The following is a 6,531-nucleotide window of genomic DNA, read 5'->3' as shown; positions in this document are numbered from 1 at the left end:
CCCCCCCCCCCCCCCCCCCCCCCCCCCCCCCCCCCCCCCCCCCCCCCCCCCCCCCCCCCCCCCCCCCCCCCCCCCCCCCCCCCCCCCCCCCCCCCCCCCCCCCCCCCCCCCCCCCCCCCCTTTTCCAAGCAGAAGACGGCATACGCGATGATACCTCCTGTCTCGTGGGCTCGGAGATGTGTATAAGAGACAGCCCCTCATCCGCCCTGATTTATTTACCCTCTCGTTTAACTTTCGTTTAACTTGGCTGCCCGATTAGGGGGCTATTTCGGCTATGCTCTGCATGATAAACGCCTACGTCTACCAAGACCGCAGGCGCTCACCCACTGAACAGTCGCAGCCAATAAGATAGACAGGGTATTTTGAGCAAGGGAACACTATGTCAGAAAATAAAATCAATCTGCAATCGGCCATCACAACGCTGCCCTATTTAGACTGGAATGCCACCTCCTGTGCCAATCTGGATGCAGTAGCCGAATTGGAAAGCGGCAAGGTGCTCTATTTCCCTCATCTGGCCTTTAATCTGACCGACGCGGAAAAAACCTTACTCACCCCAGAGTTGGTCGATCCTAAACGCAAAAATATTAGCTACCAGCCAGAACAGCAAAAGCTGACGGGGGTTGCGCTTGAGGCCAAACGCGAAGCGGTACATAAATTACTGGCTCGGCACTATCAAGCCTGCCAGCATTTAGTCAATTCCGTCCTGCCCGAATATCGGCACGCAGTGCAAATGCCCACCAACAGCCTGCGCCTGCATCCGATATCCGCCTGGACAGCCACGACCTCATGGCGCAAGGACGACCGCCGCCTGCATGTGGATGCGTTCCCTTCGCGCCCCAATTATGGCAACCGTATTTTACGCATATTCACCAACATCAACCCTCATGGTGAAAGCCGCCAGTGGCGCGTTGGGGAGCCGTTCCCGGAATTGGCACAACGTTTTCTGCCACGCCTGAAACGTTATTCGCCCTTCTCCAGTTGGTTGCAAAATAAAGTTGGCATTACCAAAACACGACGTAGCCACTACGATCACCTGATGCTGCAAATGCACGATGCGATGAAGGCAGATAAAGACTATCAGGAAAGCGGCCCCCAGCAGGCGGTTGAATTCCCCCCTGGAAGCAGCTGGATCTGTTTTTCCGATCAAACCCCGCATGCCGCCATGGCCGGGCAATATATGCTGGAACAAACCTTTATTTTACCAGTGAGCGCCATGAAAAACCCGCACCATGCCCCGCTGAACGTCTTGCAAGACATGTTACACAAGCCATTGATATAGAAACCTGGCTTTTCAGCCGATCCGCGGGTTATTCGGTGGATCGGCCATAACTTCGATCTGTGTCACCCCAATGTTGCAGCAAATTTGGTAGATTAATCACGCAGTAGTATGCACATCACCTACTCATTATGGAGGTTGTATGTACAAGACTATCTTAGCGCCCATTGATTTGGCTGAAATCGAGTTAACACAGAAAGTCATTCCCACTATTAATTCACTGGCAAGCATCGACTACCCGCATATCCATTTCCTCGCCGTACTTTCCCCCATGCTCTCATATTATGAGTATGGTCTGTCGCACCCCGAGCGGTTGCTGCCCAGCGATGATGAGCGGATACAAATTGCGCTAGCGGAGTTAAAGAAAGCCGTTACGGCGTTTGATATCCCGGAAGGTCGAGTGCACTGTTCGGTAGAGATCGGCGCGCCACGGGATCGGATTTTAAATTTTGCAGATGAGATCAGCGCCGATCTGATCGTTGTCGGTTCGCGCAGGCCAAGTATCACTACCTTCTTGCTTGGCACAACGGCATCATCGGTCGTCAGGTATGCCAAAACCTCGGTCTTGGTGGTGCGATAAGCCTACTGCCCAGACCGCTTTTAATACCGCAACACCACAAGCTTGAGACATGATGGGCGTCATTGCAGGTTAGCCGCCCGTTGAGCGCAGGGATGCGCGATTCGCCCCCACAAGCCCCCCGTGGACAGGTTCACGGCGTGTCGGCGTTCTACTCTCACTTGTAACACTATTCGATACAGCTAGTTAGTTTATTTCGACATACCATTACTCACCTAGCCCAGCTAGGTTTGTTAAGAATATGGTCCTGCCAATCCACGACTTCGCTTTCACGCACCGCGATATGGCGTACGGTAATGCGCTCACCGTGCATTGCCGCTTTTGATCCGCTGACCAACGGGTGCCAGTCGAACAAGGGTTTACCCTCGCCAATAAGGCGATAGGCGCAGGTTGGCGGCAGCCAGTCGAACGTGGTGAGGTTTTCGCGCGTCAGCTTGATGCAGTCTTCTTCCAGCTCAAAGCGGCGCTCGTAGTTGCGGCATTGGCAGGATTTGATATTGAGCTGATCGCAGGCCACGTTGGTGAAGTAAATCTCATCGGTATCTTCATCGATCAGCTTGTTCAGACAGCATTGCCCACATCCGTCGCACAGCGATTCCCACTCTGCCTCAGACATTTCGTCCAGCGTCTTCTGTTGCCAAAAAGGGAGTTGTGACATATCGACTTCCGAAAATAGGTAAATGAACAAACCACCTGCAAGCAGGTTCAAGGGGGCACACTATATAGACACTCAGCGCAAAAGGAAATGTTTCCCCGGCTGCCCCTGCCAGCCGCAACGACATCCAACGTGGATAATTACAGTGTAAGGCACCAATGAGGTTTCTGCCTGTAGCACCCAGAAAGCCCGACAGGCAGAAAGACAGAGCGGGATTAAATCACTCGGGTACTGAGGGTTTTACCGTTAAGCGAAATTTTCAGCATATCGCCGGAAACCATTGGCCCGACCCCTTGAGGAGTACCGGTCAGAATGATGTCGCCCGCACGCAGCGTAAAGAAACGGCTCATATAGGCGATCAGCGGCAAGATCGGATTGATCATATCGCGGGTATTACCCTGCTGGCGCAGTTCGTCATTGATCGACAAAGACAACTCGGTATTTTGCGGATCGCCAAATTCAGCCACAGGAATAAAGCCGGAGATTGGGCAAGAGCCATCAAACCCCTTGGCTTTTTCCCAAGGTTGCCCCGCCTTCTTGAAGCCGGCCTGCAGATCGCGCAAGGTCAAATCCAGCGCCACGCCATAGCCCGCAATGGCACGGGCCACACGATCTTCATTGGCCTGCTTTAACGGGGTGCCAATCAGCACCGCCAACTCGACTTCATGATGAATCGACCCCAGCCCCTTGGGGATCGCTACCGGTTGACGAATATCACACAATGCCGTTTCAGGTTTGATAAACAACACCGGCTCAGGCGGGGTGACACTCCCCATCTCCTTGATGTGATCGCTGTAGTTGCTGCCTACGCAAACCACTTTGCTTACCGGGAAATCAAGCAACGCTCCTTGCCAGTCTCTATGTTGATACATACCGCCTCTCCCAACCACAGTGTAAGGGCCAGATAATCTCAGCCCATGATACGTACGGGGTGCCATGCCAGGCACCTGGTAGTTACCGACCTATTGACCGATACCGTCGGCCATCATTCCCACGCTGATCGCGAAATAATACGAACGATTCCAGTGCATGAGAGTACGGAAGTTATCATAAACCAGGAATGCGCGTCCTTGCATATCATCTGGAGCAATCACCCAACTACGCAAGCCTGAGGCTGGTAAAGGTGATCCATCCGCTAACACCACCCCTTTAGCCGCCCACTGTTCCTCGCGATGCCCCTGGGAATCTTTCAACCCTAGTTGTTCAGCATTGAATTGCGCGGGCAGTTTGACTTCACGGCCCCAACCAACCCCAGGCTGCCAGCCTTCGGTAGCCAGGTAGTTGGCGGTGGAGGCAAACACATCGTCGAGATTATTCCAGATATCGATTTTACCGTCACCGTCCCCATCTGCGGCATAGGTCAAAAACGAGGTCGGCATAAACTGGCTCTGCCCCATCGCCCCCGCCCAAGACCCTTTCAGGTTGCCCGCATCAACGTGGCCCTGCTCAATAATCTGTAAGGCTGCCATCAACTGTTTGGTAAAGAACGCTTCACGGCGGCCTTCAAACGCCAGCGTCGCCAACGCAGAAACAACGTCTTCCTTACCCTGTATCTTGCCAAAGGCGCTTTCCATACCCCATAGCGCGACAATATATTGCTCCGGGACGCCATAACGTGCCGTCACTCGTGCCAGCCGTGGCTGATATTGCTGACGCATCTCGCGGCCCCGCTGGATCTTCCACGTGGGCAACACTCGGCTGAGGTAATCATCCAGCGTAATTTTCTTTTCCAACTGATTACGATCGGCATTAATCACCCGATCGACAAAATGCGCGTTGGCAAACGCGTTCTCAACGGTAGCCGCTGGGATACCCTGCTTGATGGCCCGCCGCTTCAGTTGTTCCACATAGGCCGGGAACTCCGCGGGATCACGCCCGGTTTCGGCCAGCGTACTCCCGGCAGGCGGTGCAACAGGTGCAGACGCAGGAGCCGCCCCCACCTGTTTAACGCAGCCAGCCAAAAGGAGCAGCGTTAGCATCATCGACATCTTCTTCATGATTTTCCCTACCTGTGACGACCTGCCGCCAGATGCAGATGATGCTTAAAAGCTGGCGTTAACACAGGGTTGAAAATCGACGCCAGGTTATTTGTTGGCGTCAGACAAATGAAGGTTTAATAGGTTTTCCACCGGCGGTGGGAACTGCAGATAAAACCCTTCCTGTTTTAGGGCTTCTTTCACCTTCTCGATATCCGCTGAGGCCAATTTCTTACGCCCGTCGAGCGACAGCATCATGGCATACTGCGGAGTGCCAAAACTTTTCATCAGATCTTCCGGCACCCGAGAGAAATCGTCTTTTTTTTCGACATAAAGATAAGTCTGATCGCGCTTGGCACTTCTATAGATGACACAAAACATTTTTAAAACTCTATTTAATTGAGGCAGCGTCTTGCCTGGATATAACTCTGACTATAACATGCTTATAGTACTTCGGAATATCGCACCCCGAGTGGTATTCCGGGGATTTAAGTTGCTGAGACTGAGTCAGGATAGATGTCACAATCGCCAATTGAGCTAAAAGGCAGCAGTTTTACCCTATCGGTGGTTCATTTACATAATTGCGAACCCGAGGTAATACGCCAGGCACTGCAAGAAAAGGTGGAACAAGCGCCAGCTTTTCTCAAAAATGCCCCTGTTGTTATTAATGTTGCTACGCTGAACGGCGACGCAGACTGGAAAGAAATTCAACGGGCTGTCACTGCGGCTGGGCTGCGCGTGGTCGGCATCAGCGGTTGCAAAGATGAGCGGCAGAAACGGTCCATCGCCCGCGCCGGTTTGCCACTGCTCAATGAAGGTAAAGGCCAGAAGGCGGCCCCGCAGGCTCCGGTGATCGCACCAGTGCCTGATAATGCCCCAGCCAAAACACGCATCATCAGTACTCCTGTCCGTTCAGGTCAACAGATTTACGCCCGTAACAGCGATTTGATCGTCACCAACAGCGTCAGCGCCGGTGCCGAACTGATTGCCGACGGCAATATTCATATTTACGGTAGCATGCGTGGCCGTGCACTGGCTGGCGCCTCTGGCGATACCCAGTGTCAGATTTTTTGCACGCACCTGGGTGCTGAGCTAGTCTCTATCGCAGGGCAGTACTGGTTGAGCGATCAGATCCCGTCCGAGTACCTCGGGCAGGCAGCAAGGCTCAGCCTGTTGGATAATGCTTTAACCATACAACCTTTAAATTAAGCCCTTTTGACAAGGAATCCATTTCATGGCACGCATTATTGTTGTTACATCGGGTAAAGGGGGCGTTGGCAAGACCACATCAAGTGCGGCCATTGCGACCGGCTTGGCCCAGAATGGCAAGAAAACCGTGGTGATCGACTTTGATATCGGTCTGCGTAATCTTGACCTCATCATGGGATGTGAACGCAGGGTAGTTTACGATTTCGTGAACGTTATCCAAGGTGACGCCACGCTGAACCAGGCGTTAATCAAAGACAAGCGCACCGACAACCTCTATATTCTGCCCGCTTCGCAAACCCGTGACAAAGACGCACTGACTCGTGAAGGCGTGGAAAAAATCCTCAGCGATCTCGACGAGATGGCCTTCGAATTTGTGGTTTGTGACTCACCTGCAGGGATCGAATCCGGTGCCTTGATGGCGCTGTATTTTGCCGATGAAGCCATCATCACCACCAACCCGGAAGTGTCTTCAGTACGTGACTCCGACCGTATCCTGGGCATTCTGGCTTCCAAATCACGCCGTGCCGAGAGAGGGGAATCCCCGATCAAGGAACATCTGCTGCTAACCCGTTACAACCCGGGCCGCGTCAGCCGTGGCGACATGTTGAGCATGGAAGACGTGCTGGAAATCCTGCGTATTCCACTGCTTGGCGTGATCCCGGAAGATCAGTCGGTATTACGTGCCTCTAACCAGGGCGAACCTGTTATTCTTGATAGTGAGTCCGATGCCGGTAAGGCCTATGACGATACCGTTCACCGCCTGTTAGGGGAAGAACGCCCGTTCCGCTTCATCGAAGAAGAGAAAAAGGGCTTCCTGAAACGCCTTTTTGGGGGATAA

9 protein-coding genes are annotated in these 6,531 nt (G+C 53.3%); 5 read left to right on the top strand and 4 right to left on the bottom strand.

Going from position 1 to position 6,531, the window contains the following annotated elements; genetic code table 11:
* The 3 genes from JHD74_RS21550 to JHD74_RS21540 all read left to right on the top strand — a co-directional run.
* Positions 1 to 186, top strand: a 186-nt coding sequence (locus tag JHD74_RS21550) for a hypothetical protein (protein WP_199063476.1), incomplete at its 5' end; no start/stop codon positions are given.
* A gap of 193 nt (positions 187 to 379) precedes the next feature.
* Positions 380 to 1,279 (top strand): Kdo hydroxylase family protein, encoded by a 900-nt coding sequence (locus tag JHD74_RS21545; protein ID WP_024528756.1) that lies wholly within the window; start codon positions 380 to 382, stop codon positions 1,277 to 1,279.
* 139 nt (positions 1,280 to 1,418) lie between these two features.
* A complete protein-coding gene (locus JHD74_RS21540) occupies positions 1,419 to 1,856 on the top strand; it encodes a universal stress protein (protein WP_024528755.1) in 438 nt (145 codons plus the stop codon).
* A 208-nt stretch (positions 1,857 to 2,064) separates the two neighbouring features.
* Here the strand turns inward: JHD74_RS21540 and JHD74_RS21535 are convergent, their stop codons facing one another.
* The 4 genes from JHD74_RS21535 to JHD74_RS21520 all read right to left on the bottom strand — a co-directional run bounded on the left by JHD74_RS21535 (position 2,065) and on the right by JHD74_RS21520 (position 4,865).
* Positions 2,065 to 2,511, bottom strand: coding sequence for a YcgN family cysteine cluster protein (locus JHD74_RS21535; protein ID WP_021181179.1), 447 nt, complete (start codon positions 2,509 to 2,511; stop codon positions 2,065 to 2,067).
* 212 nt (positions 2,512 to 2,723) lie between these two features.
* Positions 2,724 to 3,380 carry a fumarylacetoacetate hydrolase family protein gene (locus JHD74_RS21530; RefSeq protein WP_024528753.1) on the bottom strand — a complete coding sequence of 219 codons (657 nt, stop codon included), beginning with the start codon at positions 3,378 to 3,380 and terminating at the stop codon, positions 2,724 to 2,726.
* 90 nt (positions 3,381 to 3,470) lie between these two features.
* On the bottom strand, positions 3,471 to 4,505 hold the full coding sequence (locus tag JHD74_RS21525; protein WP_024528752.1) for a lytic transglycosylase domain-containing protein: 1,035 nt from the start codon (positions 4,503 to 4,505) through the stop codon (positions 3,471 to 3,473).
* Between the two features lie 87 nt (positions 4,506 to 4,592).
* On the bottom strand, positions 4,593 to 4,865 hold the full coding sequence (locus JHD74_RS21520; RefSeq protein ID WP_021806638.1) for a YcgL domain-containing protein: 273 nt from the start codon (positions 4,863 to 4,865) through the stop codon (positions 4,593 to 4,595).
* 135 nt (positions 4,866 to 5,000) lie between these two features.
* On the opposite strand from JHD74_RS21520, the gene minC reads away from it, so the two are divergent.
* Both minC and minD read left to right on the top strand, forming a co-directional pair.
* Complete coding sequence (gene minC, locus JHD74_RS21515) at positions 5,001 to 5,693, top strand: septum site-determining protein MinC (protein ID WP_024528751.1); 693 nt, start codon at positions 5,001 to 5,003, stop codon at positions 5,691 to 5,693.
* A 25-nt stretch (positions 5,694 to 5,718) separates the two neighbouring features.
* Complete coding sequence (minD, locus tag JHD74_RS21510) at positions 5,719 to 6,531, top strand: septum site-determining protein MinD (RefSeq protein ID WP_065685655.1); 813 nt, start codon at positions 5,719 to 5,721, stop codon at positions 6,529 to 6,531.

It is taken from the genome of Serratia sp. ASV30, from assembly GCF_016428815.1.
Taxonomy (GTDB): Bacteria; Pseudomonadota; Gammaproteobacteria; order Enterobacterales; family Enterobacteriaceae; genus Chania; species Chania fonticola_C.
The sequence above is the reverse complement of the archived record's forward strand: the minus strand, read 5'-3'. Positions and strand labels throughout refer to the sequence as shown.

Coding starts and splice junctions, on each gene's coding strand:
- JHD74_RS21545 (WP_024528756.1), top strand. CDS start 380: ATGTCAGAAAATAAAATCAATCTGCAATCGGCCATCACAACGCTGCCC.
- JHD74_RS21540 (WP_024528755.1), top strand. CDS start 1,419: ATGTACAAGACTATCTTAGCGCCCATTGATTTGGCTGAAATCGAGTTA.
- JHD74_RS21535 (WP_021181179.1), bottom strand. CDS start 2,511: ATGTCACAACTCCCTTTTTGGCAACAGAAGACGCTGGACGAAATGTCT.
- JHD74_RS21530 (WP_024528753.1), bottom strand. CDS start 3,380: ATGTATCAACATAGAGACTGGCAAGGAGCGTTGCTTGATTTCCCGGTA.
- JHD74_RS21525 (WP_024528752.1), bottom strand. CDS start 4,505: ATGAAGAAGATGTCGATGATGCTAACGCTGCTCCTTTTGGCTGGCTGC.
- JHD74_RS21520 (WP_021806638.1), bottom strand. CDS start 4,865: ATGTTTTGTGTCATCTATAGAAGTGCCAAGCGCGATCAGACTTATCTT.
- minC (WP_024528751.1), top strand. CDS start 5,001: ATGTCACAATCGCCAATTGAGCTAAAAGGCAGCAGTTTTACCCTATCG.
- minD (WP_065685655.1), top strand. CDS start 5,719: ATGGCACGCATTATTGTTGTTACATCGGGTAAAGGGGGCGTTGGCAAG.